Here is a 15,032-nt window from a genome sequence, read left to right as displayed (position 1 = left end):
ACCGAAACGAATGCGCTTGGGCGAGCCGGAACTGGCGCCCGACACGCGGCGCTGCGCAGCCCCGCAGCGCAAAACCTAGGATGCCGCCGCGTCGTCCATGGGTTCCTTGGGAACGCCGCAGCGCAAGCGCGCCTTCACGTCCTGGGGATCCAAGCCCTGCGCATCAGACACCGCCTGGACCGTGGCGCGCGCCACCTGCCTCAGGTAGCGGCGGGCATCCGCGTCGAGCGGGACCGCCGCGTCGTCTGCCTGCACCATATAGGAGAAGTAGCCGAGCAATCCGCCGACCATGAACTGGATGGCGAAGACCGACGCCGGCTCGAGGTCGCAGCCCGCTTCGCACAGCCGCTCACGCCACCGGGCATGGACGGCATCCCGAACGGCGACCTCGACGATGCGCTCGCCACCCGCCCGCATGATGAGCGAGATGCGTCGCGTACGGCGCGGAGAGATCGAACGCATGATGAACTTCGCGTCCCCGCCGGCGAGAATCCCCGACACCGCCCGGGCGAGGGCGTCGTCCGAGAAGAACTCTTCGCGGATGGCGCTCGCAACGAGGGCGTTCATATCGGGAAAATAGTAGTAGAAGGTCCCCCGGTTGCAGCAGGCGGCGTCGGAAACCGCTCCCACCACGATGTCGTGCACGGGCCGGTCTTCGAGCAGATGCCAGAACGCATCGATGATGCGCTGGCGGGCGGTCGCGCCCTCGGCATCCTTACGCGGTCGAGCCACGGTCCACCTCCCCGTCTTGCCTCGGGCCTCCCTGCCCCGCCCCGGTGCAGCCGACGCCGGCCGGTCCGTCTCCGGTGTCTGCCGCGCCGCCGGGGGCGTCCCCGCGCTCGCGCGCGTTCATGATGAGCATCTGCAGACGGTTCTCAACATTGGCAAAGCTCACGTCCGGATCGTAGTCCAGCGGCAGGATCTGCGCGTCGGGATAGCGCTCCTTGAGCGCGCGCACCAGCCCGCGACCCACCACGTGGTTGGGAAGGCAGCCGAAAGGCTGCAGGATGACAAACGCGCGGCAGCCCCGTGCGGCGTTCTCCAGGATCTCGGCAGGGATGAGCACGCCCTCGCCCGCATCGAAGGTATGGTGAAGCACCTCGTCGCTGGCCTGAACGAGCTCGGGCATGCGAACCGGCGGCTCGTAGAGCGGATGGGAGCCCGCGATGCGGTCACAGCGGTCGTGGGCCACATCGAAGAGATTGTCGGCCGTGGCGTACCAGACCTTGTCAGCAAGCGGGATGTCGACGCGATACTCGCGCGACTGCGCGTGCTTGTAGAAATAGCTCTTGCGGATGACGTCGGTCATGCGCGCCTCGATGATCTCGAGGCCGTTTGCTTCGAGATAGCGCTCGATCTCGTGATTGGCCCCGGGATGGAAGTTGAGCAGGTACTCGCCCACGATGAGCACCGTGGGACGCGGGCGCGAGCGGTCGTAGGGGACCCGCTTCATAATCTCGATAGCGCGCTTGAAACCCTCTTCCGCCCCGCGCAGGCCGTGCTCCTCGATGCCGCGAATCACCTCGTCGAGCGCCTCGTCGAACGCGCGCTCGGCCGACCCCGGCTCGAGTTCGTAGGGACGCATGCGCCTCAGCAAGGCTTCGAGCGCATCGATCATGGGCAAGCCCCACATGATCTCGAGGCATGCCGGCAGACCCAACTTGAAGCCCGGATAGGCGCCGTGAGCGTCTACGTCGTCGTTGGTGAGCACGGGCACGTCGGCATACCCCGCATCGTCGAGCGCGCGGCGCAGCAAGGGCATATAGTGCGTGAGGCGGCAGTCGCCGATGTACTTGCCGGTGACGATGGCGACCTCGTCCCTCGCATACCGGCCGCTCTCAAGCGCCTCGAGCGCCTCTCCGATGGTGATTTGCGCGGGGAAGCAGATGTCGTTGTGCACGTAGCGCTTGCCCAGGCGGATGGCCTCTTCGCGCCCGACAGGAAGCGGATCCGCCCGCACGCCCTCGCGACGCATCGCCGCCGTCATGAGCCGGCAGAAGGCATGGCTCGTGTTGGGAACAAGGACCACGCGACGCTTGCGGTCGGCGCGCGTGTACTTCACCTCGTAGGGGTCGGGCAGCTCCCGCGGGGCGCTTGCCGCCGCGGCACGTCCCGCCTCGTCGCGACGGCGACGCTCGGTCGTCTCGATAAACGAGCGGACGCGGATGCGCAGGGGGCCGGTGGCGTCGCTTTCGTCAATCTTCAAGATCAGCGGCGCCTTGCCCGAGACCTCACGCATCAGGCGCACGATCTCGTCGGACAGATAGGCATCATGCCCGCAGCCGAAGCTGACCAGCTGCACATATTCCAGGTCGGGCGAGCCGGCGGCGATTACCGCCGAAGAGAGCATGCGCGCATGGAAGTTGTTCACGATGTCGAGGCGACTTCTCGAGAGGTCGACCTCGCGCACGCCGGGAACGGCGTCGGGGGTGAGCACCGGAATGCCCTGGCTGCAGAAGAGCTTGGGCAGCCCGTGGTTCACCAGCGGGTCGTTGTGGTAGGGGCGCGACGCCATGACCACCGCATAGCCGCCCGCATCGTGGACCTGGTCGAGCACCTCTTGACCGCGCTGCTGCAGGCGCTCGGTAAAGGAGCGCTGCGCGTCGTCGCCCTGCGAGATGGCCGCTCGAGCCTCCTTCTCGGTCACGCCGAATGTCTCATGCAGCCAGCCGACAAGCTGATGCGTGCGGTCGCGATCGGTGTACCAATGGAACAGCGGCGTGTCGAAGGGCACGCCGTAGCGCTCCTCGGGGTTGTCGGAATTCCGCATCACATAGGGATATCCCTTCACCACGGCGCACATCCACTCGCTGGTCTTGGCGACGTTTTCCGTCGGCACGGTGGTGATGATGGGCATGAAGATGCGGTCGACGTGGGCGTCGACGAGCTCGCGGACATGGCCGTGCACGAGCTTTGCCGGAAAGCAGATGGTGTCGGACGTCACGTGGGCAAGCCCGCGCTCAAAGGTGCGGCGGGTACTGGGCCGTGAGATGCGCACGGTAAAGCCCAGCGCGCGGAACATGGTGGACCAGAAGGGCATGGTGTCCCAAAACTCCAGCACCCGGGGGATGCCAACGGTCTGCCCCCTATCAGGGGCGACGGGCGTGCAGGGCCAATTCTGGAACAGGAGCCGCTCGCGCTCGTCGAAGAGATTCGCCGCAGGGGCGCCCGTGCGCGCGGGGGCATCGTCGGCAGGCACGCCGCGGGTGCCGGAGGCCGGCTCGTCGCTACCCTTGGGATCTTGCACCGGGGCAGACGCCTCGGGAACCTCGCGGACCAGCTCGTCCCAATCGATCTCCTCGCCGCGCGGGCAGCGGTTGCCCGTCACATATAGCGAGCCGTCCGAAAAGGCGATGACGGTGCGCGCGCAATGGTTGCCGCAGCGGCGGCACGTCACGCCCGCATACTCCTGGTGCGCGAAGCCCTCCATGGCGTCGAGGCCGATAAAGCTCGACGCGCACGCCTCTCCGCCGCGCTCCTCTTGCCCGGCGGCGTTCTCCGCAGCGAGCAGCGCCACGCCGATCGCCCCCATGAGGCCAGGGTGCGGGGCGCGCGTGACGGGACGCCCCAGATACTGTTCGAAGGCGCGCAGCACGGCGTCGTTGCGGAACGTGCCGCCCTGCACGACGATCCGCTCCCCCAGCCGATCGAGGTTGGAGACGCGAATGACCTTGGTGAACACGTTTTCGATGATCGAGCGGCAAAGTCCCGCCATGATGTCGTCTGGCCCCTTGCCGCGACGCTGCTCGGACACCACGCTGGAGTTCATGAACACCGTGCAGCGGCTGCCGAGGCTCGCAGGCTCCGCCGAACGAAAGGCCGCGCTCGCGATCTCGTCGACCGGAATGTGCAGGTTCGCCGCAAAGCCCTCGAGAAACGACCCGCAGCCCGCCGAACACGCCTCGTTGACCACGATGTCGGTGAGCACGCCTCCGTCGAGCCATATCGCCTTCATGTCCTGGCCGCCGATGTCGAGCACGAAGGTGGCGTCGGGCACGCACATGGCGGCGGCGCGGGCGTGCGCCACCGTCTCGACTGTATGATAGTCGGCGTGAAGCGCCCGGGCGAAGAGCAGCTCGCCATAGCCCGTGGTCCCCACCGCATCGATGGCGAGCGACACGCCCGCGTCGTCCCACCGCCTCTTTAAATCCAACAGGCCCTGACGCGCCACATCGAGCGGCTTGCCCTCGTTCGATGCATAGAACGAATCGATAAGCCCGCCGCTGGCGTCTATGAGCGCAAACTTCGTGGTCGTGCTGCCCGAGTCGATGCCGAGGTAGGCATGGACCACCTCGCCGCGATGATAGCCGGCAGGTCCCGGCGCAGCAGCCTCGGCGGGATGGCGGCGCTCGAACTCGGCGCGCTCCGCCTCGGTCTCAAAGAAGGGGACGGCAGCGGCAACGTCGTCGTCGGACACGGGGTTGCGCTGCAGCTCCTCGAGCGCCTCCACGCCGCCGGCAGGGTCGACATCCGCCTGCTCGTCGGCAAAGAGGCCCGCGAGCGAAAGGGCCGCCCCGCGGGCGATCATCACTTGCGGGTCGCTGGGCACGACCACGTCGTCGTCGGACAGATCGAGCTGCTCGCGAAACACCTTGACCAACGTGGGGTTGTAGGCGAGCGTGCCGCCCTCAAAGATGACCGGCGCCTCGATGTCGATGCCCTGCGCAAGGCCGCCGATGGTCTGGCGAGCAACGGCATGCATGGCGGAAAGCGCCAGGTCTGCCCGAGACACGCCTTGGTTGAGCAGGGGCTGAACATCGGTCTTGGCATAGACGCCGCAGCGTCCGGATATCTCGTAGACCGTCGTCCCCTGGGCGGCAAGCTCCTCGAAGCCCTCGCTCGGAACGCCCAAGAGCTTGGCCATCTCGTCGATGAAGGCACCGGTGCCGCCCGCGCACGACCCGTTCATGCGCATGTCTGACACCGCGGGCACACCGGAGTCGTCGGCATGGAAGAAGATCATCTTCGCATCCTGCCCGCCCAGCTCGATCGCGCAGCGGACCCGCGGATAGAGCTCGCGGATGGCGATGGAGTTCGCCACCACCTCCTGAATGTAGGCGGCGTCGAGCGCACGGGCGATGTCGCGGGCGCCGGACCCGGTGACCGCGACGCGCAGGCGCGCGCCCGGAAAGCGCGCGCCCACGTCGGAGAGCGCCTCCGCCGCGCTCGCAGCCTGGCGGGCGTTGTGACGCTTGTAGCGCCAGAACAGCGTTGTGTTGTCGGAAGGGTCCAGCACGAAGGCCTTGGTGGTGGTGGACCCGATATCAAGCCCCACATGAAGCGTGCGGCCCGCATAGTCGGTTGTCTGCGTCATGCATCCCTCATCTAGCTCGGTCTCGGACGCGCATGCATGCGCCCGAGTCGCCGGCCGAGCGCAAACCAAGGCGCCCACGTTGCCTGAAGGCGCCCCGTCTTCCCCCGAGACTGCAGGCCGGCGGCTTCTTCCCGCGTATATATACCACCAACCGAAATACAACATACTGTTGAGTTTTATTTCTTCGCAGCCTTACCGCAACAGCCTGTCGCGGAGTGCATCGGGCGCTCACCGATAAATGGGCATCCAACGGTTGCAATGTTTCTATAGTTGGTAGAAGGCTGGGCCGAGACCCCACAGACCATAGGAGCCCCGACCCTCCTTACGAACGAGAGGATTCGGTTATGAGAGGAGGCAGGTCTATGGCTGGACTTCGCATCATGGACACCACCATCCGCGACGGTCAGCAGTCGCTCTGGGCGACACGCATGACAACCGCAGAGATGTTGCCCATTCTGCCCAAGATGGACGAGGCAGGCTATTGGGCGATTGAAGCGTGGGGAGGTGCGACGTTTGACACCTGCCTGCGCTTTCTTGATGAAGACCCCTGGGAGCGCCTGAGGCTCATCAAGGAACGCTGCCCCAACACCCCGCTTGCCATGCTGGTACGCGGCCAAAACCTTGTGGGCTATAAGCACTATTCGACGGACGTGGTCGAGCGTTTCATCGAGCGCGCCCACGCGAACGGCGTGGACGTCTTCCGTGTTTTCGATGCTTTGAACGACATAGACAACATCCGGGATTGCGCGGCGGCCATCAAAAAGGTCGGCGCGCATTTTGAACCGGCGATCTCCTATACCCGCAGCCCGGTCCACACGCTGGACAGCTACATCGGATACGCTCGCCAGCTCGCCGAACTGGGCGCTGACTCGCTGTGCATCAAGGACATGGCAGGCCTTCTGGTCCCCTATCGTGCTGCCCAGCTTGTGAGCGCCCTGCGCACGGAAATCGGCCTGCCCGTACACATGCATTGCCACTTCATCGGCGGCATGGCGAGCACCAACTATCTGCGCGGAGCCGAGGAAGGCGCCGAGATCGTGGACTGCGCCCACGCGCCGCTCGCCTTCGGCAACTCGCAGCCCGCAGTCGAGATGACCGTCTCGTCGCTGTCCGGCTCGCCCTTTGACACCGGGCTCGACCTCGACCTGCTCTTCGAGATCGCCGATTACTGGGATGTGGTGCGCAAGCGCGGCAAGCACCAGCGCGGCATCACCACGCTCACCCACATGCGCATCTACAAGCATCAGATTCCCGGCGGCATGATGTCGAACCTGGTGGGCCAGCTCGACCTTCAGAACATGCACGACCGCCTGCCCGAGGTCGTCGCCGAGATTCCACGCGTGCGCAAAGAGGTCGGCTATCCGCCGCTCGTGACCCCTATGAGCCAGATCGTGGGAACCCAGGCCGTGATGAATGTGCTCACCGGCAAGCGCTGGGGCATCGTCTCCAAAGAGATGCGCGACTACCTCATGGGCTTCTACGGCAAGACGCCCGCTCCCATCGACCCCGCCATCCAGGAGAAGGTCCTGGGCAACGTCGACGTCGCGAAGATGCAGGAAGAGGTCAAGGGGGCCCACCTGCAGACCTACGACGAGGCTGCCGCCGAGATCGGCGACCTCGCCGAAAGCGAAGAGGACGTGCTCTCCTACGCGCTGTTCCCCAACGAGGCCCGCTCCTACCTTGAGCGCCGTGCCGCCGGCCAGGTCCACCCCATCGCCGAGGACATGAACGCCGAGACCGAAGAAGACAACCAGATGGAAACCGAGGAGGATTCCGATATGAACGTCAACCAGATTCGCGAACTCATCGAGGCCCTTGACGGCAGCTCAGTCGCAGAGGTCACCATCAAGGACGGCACCACCGAGGTCGCTATCCGCAAGCCCGCCGCCGGCGCCGTCGCCGCCCCGGCACCTGCAGCCGCGCCCGCACCCGCGGCGCCCGCCGCGCCCGCAGCTGCCGCCCCTGCAGCAGAGCCCGCTCCCGCCGAGCCCGCCGCCGGCGCGCGCCCCGCAACCTGGAAGGCCGTCGAGTCCCCCATGGTGGGCACCTTCTATCAGGCGCCCGCGCCCGACGCCGAGCCCTTCGTGAAGCTGGGCGACACCGTCGAGACCGGCCAGACGCTCTGCATCGTCGAGGCCATGAAGCTCATGAACGAGCTGCCCGCCGAGGAGCCCGGAATCATCCGCGAGATCTGCGTCAAGGACGCCGAGCCCGTCGAGTTCGGCCAGCCCATCTTCTACTATGAGCCCGTCGCGTAAGGGAGCGAGGCGATAGCTGTGTTCAAGAAGATTCTCATCGCCAACCGCGGCGAGATCGCCCTGCGCGTCGTGCGCGCCTGCAAGGACCTGGGCGTCACCTCGTGCATCGCCTACTCCACCGCCGACCGCAACACTGCCGCCGTGGAGGAGGCCGACGAGCGCGTCTGCATCGGGCCCGCCCCTTCCGCCCAGAGCTATCTGGACATGGCGCGCCTGGTGGGCGCCGCCGTCTCGCGTGGCTGCGAGGCCGTGCATCCCGGCTACGGCTTCCTGTCCGAGAATGCCGAGTTCGCCCGCAAGTGCCTTGAGAACGGCCTCACCTTCATCGGCCCCGACCCCGACGTCATCGACCGCATGGGAGAGAAGTCCAACGCCAAGCAGACCATGAAGGCCGCGGGCGTGCCCACCGTACCGGGCTCTGACGGCGCCGTCGAGACCGTCGAGGAGGCAGCAAAGTTTGCCGAGGAGGTCGGCTACCCCGTCCTCATCAAGGCAAGCGCCGGCGGTGGCGGCAAGGGCATGCGCGAAGTGCACGACCCCGCCGACCTCGAGCACGAATACAGCGCCGCCCGCTCCGAGGCGCGCGTGGCCTTTGGCAACGACGAGGTATACCTCGAGAAGCTCATCACACGCCCGCGCCACGTAGAGGTGCAGGTCATGGCTGACAACTTTGGCCACGCGGCAGCCGTATGCGAGCGCGACTGCTCCGTACAGCGCCGCCACCAGAAGCTCTGCGAGGAGGCGCCGAGCCCCGCGCTCACCCCGGAGCTTCGTCACGAGATGTGCGAGACGGCGGTCAGGGCGGTTCGCGCCACCGGCTACACCAACGCCGGCACCATCGAGTTCCTGCTCGACGAGGACGGCAGCTACTACTTCATGGAGATGAACACCCGTATCCAGGTAGAGCACCCCGTGACAGAGGAGATCACCCGCACCGACCTGGTCTGCGAGCAGCTGCGCATCGCCTCCGGCGAACCTATGACCATTCCCGACGGCGGCATCGATACGCCCGACGGCCACGCCTTTGAGTTCCGCATCAATGCCGAAGACCCCGAGCACAACTTCCGTCCATGCCCGGGAACCATCACCAAGCTGCGCCTCCCCGGCGGCCCCGGCGTCCGCGTAGACACCCATGTGTACGAGGGCTACAAGATTCCGCCCACATACGACTCGCTCGTAGCGAAGCTCATCGTGTGGGGACCCACGCGTGAGGCGGCGCTCGCCCGCGCCAAGCGCGCCCTCGACGAATTCCAGATCGAAGGAATCAAGACCACCCTGCCGTTCCACCGTGCCGTCGTGCGCGAGCCCGACTATGCGGCAGGCATCGTGTACACCGATTTCATCCCCACCCATATGCCGCAGTTCCTCGCATAGGGTGAGCCGAGCACCCAGGGCCTGATTCCAGCCTTCAAAGCCGCACGTCCCCTTTCGGACGTGCGGCTTTTCCTTGGGAGACCCTCCCCCTTGCCACAAGGCGACAGCCCACAGGCCAGCGGCACGAAGATGGGCGGGCGGAAGGCGGACGACATGAATTCGGGGTTCCGCTATCGAACATCCAAGGCAGCTTGCGCCGGAGCCGGCTCCTCGAGCACGGTGCCGACGGGAAATGCTCGACGGAATAGCCAACGGGCGACCGGACCGGCAACGACGAGGTTGAGGGGCAGGGCCGCCACAAAGTTGAAAGGAATGTTTGAGAGCCAGACGAGGGGGATCATCTCGAGTGCGCCGGTATGCGTGGTCGCCTCAAGCGCTCCATAAAGAGACATGAAGAACACCATGGGAAACACCATCATGGTGCTGATGGCAAGCGTCATAGCCCGCTGCGAGCTCTTGCCGGGCGTCACCAAGAACCGAAAGGCGAACCATTTGGCAAAACGGCTCGCAACAAGCACGTCCAGCAGCATGGCAACGATGTAGGCAGGCGGAAACCCCACCCAGGCGTCAACGATGACGCTGAGGCTCGGCTGCCAGCCGTGCACGCGCAGCACGTTGTAGACAGACATACCCAGCACCATGCAAAAACACATGATGACGGTGAAGATGAGGCTTTCTCGCTTGTTGGTAGGCATGTAGTTGAACACCTTTCTCGACGTAGTCCCGCTGCTCCTGCAGCGGGCGGACAATGCAGCCAACACGAAAAGGCCGGCGTTCCGATTCGCGCGGAAACGCCAGCCTTGATATGTGATAGGTTGTGCTGCTGTGCGGTCTAGCCTAGCAAGTTTTTCGGCTTCATGTAAGTGAAAGGTTTGTGATGCCGCCGCTCCCGTCGATGCCTCACAATGGGTTCACCCAAGAGACGGCGAGAACAAGAGCTTAAAGATACGTCACACGGTCAGCGAGGATACGGATGAAACGGCAGCATCATATGACACCGCCTTCACGAACGACGAGCGAGGGCGCACGGGCGTCCCTGCTTTCCCAGGGCTGGTGCGTATGCCTGCTCGCCCTGGTGAGCTGCCTGTTATGGGGCAGCGCCATACCATGCATCAAGCTCGGGTACGAATTTCTCGCCATCGATACGTCCGATGTGCCCTCGGTCATGCTTTTCGCCGGCATGCGCTTCATGCTCGCCGGCGCAATCGCCCTTGCGGCAACAGGCATCGGGCGTCGACGCCTGCCCTGCGTTCCGCGCAGCTCTTGGCACAAGGTCGCAAAGCTCGCCCTGGCACAGACCATCGTGCAATATGTCTTCTTTTACATCGGCGTGGCGAACGCGCCCGGCGTGCGCGGCTCGATCATCAATGGGTCGAGCACGTTCTTCGCCATTCTCGTCGCGGCGCTCGTATTCCATCAAGAGCGGCTCGATACCCGCAAGGTGTTCGGATGTGCCGTAGGGTTTACGGGCGTGGTCCTTGCCAACCTCACGGGCGGAGACCTGGGCGGCGCCATGACGTTTACCGGCGAGGGCTTCATTCTCATCGCATCGGTCTCAAGCGCCGTTTCCGCCGCGCTCATCCACATCTTCGCGCAGGATGACGACCCGGTGGCGCTCAGCGGCTGGCAGTTTGTGGTGGGAGGCACGGTCCTGACCTGCATCGGCCTCGTTCTGGGCGGGCAGTTTGGACAAATCGACCCGCGCGGGATCGGTATGCTCGCCTACCTTGCATGCGTCTCCGGCGTGGCGTATTCCCTTTGGTCGCTCCTGCTCAAGCACAACCCGACGTCGCGCGTGGTGATCTATGAGTTTAGCCTGCCGATCTTTGGCGTCGTGCTGTCGAGCCTGCTGCTGGGCGAGGCGAACTCGCTGCCTTGGTATCAAACGGCGCTCGCCCTCCTGTTGGTGGCAGCAGGGATCGTTGTCGTGAACCTCCCCAACCAAAAGGATCGGCTATCGCCTCTTGCCGCCCTGCGCCGCCGGCTCTGACGCAAGGGCGCGCGGGCTCGCGATACGCTGAAGCAAGAGCGCGCACGCCGCCGCGCCCCAGAGCAACAGGTAGCCACCCGCCCCGAGGAGCACGCCCCCGAGCGCCGAGCCAACGCCTCCAAAAGCAAAGACCGCGAATCCTATAAGCCCTGTGCAGAGGCCCGCCTGCGAGGGGTCCGCCTCCATGGAGAGCGTGACGAGCGTCGGCTGCACCAAGATATAGCCCAGCCCCAAGCATGCCGCCGCTACCAGCGAAGGCACCCATGAGGCGGTGATCGTCGAGAGGATGAGCGCCGCTGCCGACACAACACCGGCGACCTCTCCGATAGCGATGACGCCGGCGAGGCCGCGACCGACTCCAAGCTTTCCAGAAACCGATCCGCCAATCAGGCAGAAAACGCCATAGAGCATCATGACGAGGCCGGCCTGCGTCGGGGTAAGCCCGCAGACCTCGGCGAGAAACGTCCCCATAAGACCGTAGACACCCAAAAACAGCAGGCCAGTGCTGCAGGCGAGCAAAAAGACGGCACGATGCGGGCCGAAGAATATGAGCAGGGCATCACGAAAGAACGCAAGAACGGGATTTGCCTTCGTACCAGCAGCGGCGGCGCCTTCTGGTCCAGACGTCGCCGCGTCCGACGACGCGGCCTCGTCTCCGCGATGCGCCGGTTCGCGCAAGGTAAACAGGCCCAGCCACGCGACCGCCGCAAGCACGCCGAAGGCCGCAAACGCCGCACGCCAGCCCACCAGATCGGTCAGAATGCCTCCAAGACCTGCCGAAAGGCCCTGTCCGGTGAAGGTGATCCCCATGAGGATGCCGACCGCTCCCGCTCGAGAACGCGGACCCACCACGTCTCCTACAAACGCCTGCGAGACCGAAATGATTCCCGCCGCAAAACAGCCCGTGACGATACGGGCGGCAACCAGAAACTCGAGGCTCGGCACCACCGCGCACAAAAAGGTGCCCACACAAAGACCGAGCACGATGATGCGGAGCAGGCGCAAGCGGCCGACGCCATCCCCTAGCCTGCCGCACACCGGCTGCAGCGCGCCGTAAGGCAAAAGGTAGGCGGTGAGCACCACAGCCGCCGCGGTGGGCGCGACGGCGAGCGTGTGCGCGATCGAAGGCAGCGCCGGCGACACGAACCAGTTGTCCGCCGCCGAGACCAACCCGCAAAACCCAAGCGTCACCACCACATGCAGCTGCGCCGGCGTAAGCCGCGCCTCGTCTTTTCCCGCCAACTCGACCGCCTCCGCCCTTTTGTTTCCCGTTCATTATAGGTCGGGCAGAAACGAATGCCTCGGCAGGCGAGCGCGGCACAAAGCCCTGTCGCTTTACACCTTGTTATGCGAGAGGACGCTTGAGGTACACCATGTCCCTCAGCTGCACGCCGCCCTCGAAGATGGGGTGATCGTAGTGTCTGGTAAAAAAGTCGGGAACAACGTGTGAGCGCGTGAAGCCACAGCGCTCGTAGAACGGCACGGTGAGCGGGCTGTCGCCCGTGCCCACGAGAAGTGCATGGTAGCGCCCCGCATAGGTGCGTGCCACATGCTCGATAAGCTCCCTGCCGAGACCGCGCCCCTGATGCTCTGGCACCACAGCAAGGTTCTTGATCTCGAGCACGCCCGCGCCCCCATCGGTCACGAGGCACTCGGCAAGGACTTCGTCGGCGTTGTCCGCCCCAGCAGTCTCAACGAGCACCCACATGTCCCCGCGATCGAGATAGCGCTCGACCATATCGGCCTGCTCGTCCGCCAGAAGAAGCAGCGACAGGTACCGTCGCCGATCACCCGCCACCTTGCGAATCTCCATCTGCCCCCCACAAGGAAAAGGGAACGGGTCCGCATTTCTCGAACGCAAACGTAAGAGAAACGTGGACCCGCCCCCGATCATCTGGACGATTTGGATGATTTGGATCCGTCCCTGATCATCCTAATCTGGATGATTTGGACCCGTCCCCAATCATCCACTAGTAGAGCTTGGCGCCGGCGGGAATCGCGTCATCGACCATGAGCAGGTTCAGGCGCTCCTCGCCCTCCTCCTCATGAATGGCAGAGATGAGCATGCCGCAGGAGTCAATGCCCATCATCTTGCGCGGCGGCAGGTTCACGATGGCGATGCAGGTCTTGCCCACCAGGTCCTCGGGCTCATAGTACATGCTGATGCCCGAAAGGATGGTGCGGTCCTCGCCCGTGCCGTCGTCGAGTGTAAACTGGAGCAGCTTCTTGCTCTTGGGCACCGCGGCGCACGCCTTTACCTTCACGGCGCGGAAGTCGCTCTTGCTGAAGGTCTCGAAGTCGACGCAGTCCTCGAAGAGCGGCTCCACAGCCACCTTGTCGTAGTCGATCGTAGGCACCTTGTTGGGGGCGATGGAGGCCGCTGCCTGGGCAGTCGCGTCCTCCTCGGCTGCGGCGGCGACCTCGGCCTCCTGCCTGGCTCGGGCTGCCGCGGCGCCAGAGGCGCCCTTGCCCTCGGGCTTCATGTGCGGGAACAGCAGCACGTCGCGGATGCTCGCCGAATCGGTGAGCAGCATGACCACGCGGTCGATGCCGATACCGATGCCACCCGCGGGCGGCATGCCGTACTCGAGCGCGCGCACGTAGTCCTCGTCGTACTCCATGGCCTCGTCGTCGCCGCCGGCCTTCTCCTCCATCTGCTTGGCGAAGCGCTCGGCCTGGTCGACCGGGTCGTTAAGCTCGGAGAAGGCGTTGGCATACTCGTGGCCGGCGATCACGAGCTCGAAGCGATGCGTGAGGCGCGGGTCGTCCTCGAACCGCTTCGCGAGCGGGCTCACCTCGATGGGGTAATCGACCACGAACGTGGGGTTCACCAGCGTGGACTCGCCGATCTCGTCGTAGAGCTCTGCGATGAGCTTGCCGGCGGTCCACTCGGGCTTCACCTCGATGCCCGCCTTCGCGGCGTGGGCGCGCAGCTCCTCCACCGGCGTGTCGAGCGTGACCTCGACGCCCAGCGCGGAGGACACGACCTCGGTCATGGGGCGGCTGGGCCAGGTGCCGGAGAGATCGATCTCGGTGCCCTGGTAGGTAATCTTCTCACCCGCGCCGATCGCCGCTGCAGCAGCCTTGATGACGCCCTCTGCGAGCTGCTTCATGCCCTCGAGATCGGAGAAGGAGCGATAGGCCTCCATCGTGGTGAACTCGGGGTTGTGCGTGAGGTCCATGCCCTCGTTGCGGAAGATGCGACCGATCTCGAAGACGCGCTCAAACCCGCCCACAAGCAGGCGCTTCAAATGGAGCTCGGTGGCGATGCGCAGATAGCACTCCTGGTTGAGCGCGTTGAAGTGCGTGATAAAGGGCTTTGCCGTGGCGCCGCCCTGGATGGTTTGCAGGATGGGGGTCTCCACCTCCATGTAGCCGTTGTCCTCCATGTAGCGGCGGAAGGCGGAGATGATTGCCGAGCGCTTGGAGAAGGTCGAGCGAACGTCCTCGTTCACGATGAGGTCGACATAGCGCTGACGATAGCGGGTCTCCTTGTCGGAGAGGCCGTGGAACTTCTCGGGAAGCGGGCGTACGGCCTTGGAAAGCAGACTCATGTGCTTGGGTGCAACGGAGAGCTGGCCGCGGCGGGTACGGACCACGACGCCCTCGACCCCCACGATGTCGCCCAGGTCGAGTTCCTGGATGAGCGCCCAGTCCTCTTCGGACATATCGTTGATGCGGCAGAAGAGCTGGATGTCGCCGGTCGCGTCACGGACGACCACGAACGCGATCTTGCCCTGGCCGCGCTTCGCCATGACGCGGCCGCCGATGCGAACCACGTCCTCGGTATCCACTCCCGCCTCAAGCTCGGCGTACGAGGCCTCGATATCGGCAACGTGATCGTGAACGTCAGAGTGCTCCGGATAGGGATTGCGGCCGGCGGCGTAGAGCGCCTCGCGCTTGGCGAGTCGATGCGCGCGCTCGTCGTTCAGGGTATCCGGGGCCTGTGCGGCCTCGGACGGGGTGGTCTGGTTCTGTGCCATGCTAGCTCCTTGCAGCGACTTCGCGCCCTTTCATCAATGGGCGCCTTCAACAAAAAAGCTCCCCAGGGGCCTTGCGGTCCCGGGGAGCGTACAGGCTGTTCGCACCGGGCCGC

General features: G+C 65.1%; 9 protein-coding genes. 3 read left to right on the top strand and 6 right to left on the bottom strand.

Going from position 1 to position 15,032, the window contains the following annotated elements; all coding sequences use genetic code 11:
• Positions 1-75 precede the first annotated feature (75 nt).
• Positions 76-732, bottom strand: a complete 657-nt coding sequence (locus tag H6A15_RS07230; RefSeq protein ID WP_204673081.1) for a TetR family transcriptional regulator — start codon at positions 730-732, stop codon at positions 76-78.
• Positions 716-5,314, bottom strand: coding sequence for an acyl-CoA dehydratase activase (locus tag H6A15_RS07225; protein ID WP_204673080.1), 4,599 nt, complete (start codon positions 5,312-5,314; stop codon positions 716-718). Before H6A15_RS07225 ends, H6A15_RS07230 begins: the two co-directional genes overlap by 17 nt.
• Before the next feature lie 362 nt (positions 5,315-5,676).
• On the opposite strand from H6A15_RS07225, the gene accB reads away from it, so the two are divergent.
• Together accB and accC are read left to right on the top strand one after the other, a co-directional pair.
• Positions 5,677-7,572, top strand: a complete 1,896-nt coding sequence (gene accB, locus H6A15_RS07220) for an acetyl-CoA carboxylase biotin carboxyl carrier protein (RefSeq protein WP_204673079.1) — start codon at positions 5,677-5,679, stop codon at positions 7,570-7,572.
• An 18-nt stretch (positions 7,573-7,590) separates the two neighbouring features.
• Positions 7,591-8,946, top strand: coding sequence for an acetyl-CoA carboxylase biotin carboxylase subunit (gene accC / locus H6A15_RS07215; protein WP_204673078.1), 1,356 nt, complete (start codon positions 7,591-7,593; stop codon positions 8,944-8,946).
• Between the two features lie 170 nt (positions 8,947-9,116).
• On the opposite strand, the gene H6A15_RS07210 is transcribed toward accC, so the two are convergent.
• On the bottom strand, positions 9,117-9,641 hold the full coding sequence (locus tag H6A15_RS07210) for a DUF2798 domain-containing protein (RefSeq protein ID WP_204673077.1): 525 nt from the start codon (positions 9,639-9,641) through the stop codon (positions 9,117-9,119).
• 296 nt (positions 9,642-9,937) lie between these two features.
• Here H6A15_RS07210 and H6A15_RS07205 point away from each other — a divergent pair, with 296 nt between their 5' ends.
• A complete protein-coding gene (locus H6A15_RS07205; RefSeq protein ID WP_204673076.1) occupies positions 9,938-10,936 on the top strand; it encodes a DMT family transporter in 999 nt (332 codons plus the stop codon).
• Here the strand turns inward: H6A15_RS07205 and H6A15_RS07200 are convergent.
• The 3 genes from H6A15_RS07200 to lysS form a co-directional block, all read right to left on the bottom strand.
• Positions 10,901-12,178 (bottom strand): MFS transporter, encoded by a 1,278-nt coding sequence (locus H6A15_RS07200; RefSeq protein ID WP_204673075.1) that lies wholly within the window; start codon positions 12,176-12,178, stop codon positions 10,901-10,903. The genes H6A15_RS07205 and H6A15_RS07200 overlap by 36 nt on opposite strands.
• A 103-nt stretch (positions 12,179-12,281) precedes the next feature.
• Complete coding sequence (locus H6A15_RS07195) at positions 12,282-12,749, bottom strand: GNAT family N-acetyltransferase (protein WP_204673074.1); 468 nt, start codon at positions 12,747-12,749, stop codon at positions 12,282-12,284.
• 157 nt (positions 12,750-12,906) lie between these two features.
• Positions 12,907-14,919 (bottom strand): lysine--tRNA ligase, encoded by a 2,013-nt coding sequence (lysS, locus tag H6A15_RS07190; RefSeq protein ID WP_204673073.1) that lies wholly within the window; start codon positions 14,917-14,919, stop codon positions 12,907-12,909.
• Between the last annotated feature and the right edge of the window lie 113 nt (positions 14,920-15,032).

Origin of the sequence: Enorma phocaeensis (genome assembly GCF_016901575.1) — a bacterium.
In the GTDB taxonomy this organism is placed as follows: domain Bacteria; phylum Actinomycetota; class Coriobacteriia; order Coriobacteriales; family Coriobacteriaceae; genus Limicola; species Limicola phocaeensis_A.
The sequence above is the reverse complement of the archived record's forward strand: the minus strand, read 5'-3'. Positions and strand labels throughout refer to the sequence as shown.